This window comes from Martelella sp. HB161492 (genome assembly GCF_013184775.1).
Lineage (GTDB): Bacteria > Pseudomonadota > Alphaproteobacteria > Rhizobiales > Rhizobiaceae > Martelella.
This window is the reverse complement of record NZ_JAATVV010000045.1, coordinates 1-645: the sequence shown is the minus strand read 5'-3', so window position 1 is coordinate 645 and position 645 is coordinate 1. Positions and strand designations below refer to the sequence as shown.

The window sequence follows — 645 nt, the reverse complement described above, 5'->3', positions numbered from 1 at the left end:
TGACGGTCCGGTGGCGAGTGACGACACCGGTAGCACCAACGAAGATACAACGGTGACCTTAGATGTCTTAGCTAACGACACCGATGCCGATGGCAATGCCTTGACTATTTCAAGCGTGAGTATTGGTGAGGGGCAAGGCAGTGTGACGATTGTGGACAATCAAATCGTCTACACGCCGGCGGAAAACTTCAATGGCACCGCCAACATTAGCTACACGGTCAGCGATGGCACGACTACCGATACGGCGAACGTGACTGTCACCGTTGTGGCGGTCAACGATGGCCCGCAGGCGGTGAATGATAATGCTACCACCGCTGAAGAAACCGTGGTGACCATTGATGTATTGGCCAACGATACAGACGTGGATGGCGATACCTTGACCATTAGCGACGCCAGTGTACCTCCCGAGCAAGGCAGCGTGGCGATCGTCAATGGCCAGCTTGAATTTACCCCGGCGGCCGATTTTGTCGGCAATGCGAGTATCAGCTACACCATCAGTGATGGCACGGCGACCTCAAGCGCGGTGGCCACCGTGGTGGTGACCAACGTCAATGACGGTCCGGTGGCGAGTGACGACACCGGTAGCACCAACGAAGATACAACGGTGACCTTAGATGTCTTAGCCAATGACACCGATGCCGATGG

Annotated in this window: 1 protein-coding gene; it reads left to right on the top strand. The window is 55.7% G+C overall.

Features of this window, described 5'->3' with window-relative positions:
- On the top strand, positions 1-645 hold a 645-nt coding region (locus HCK86_RS23890), incomplete at both ends, for a tandem-95 repeat protein (protein ID WP_176086996.1).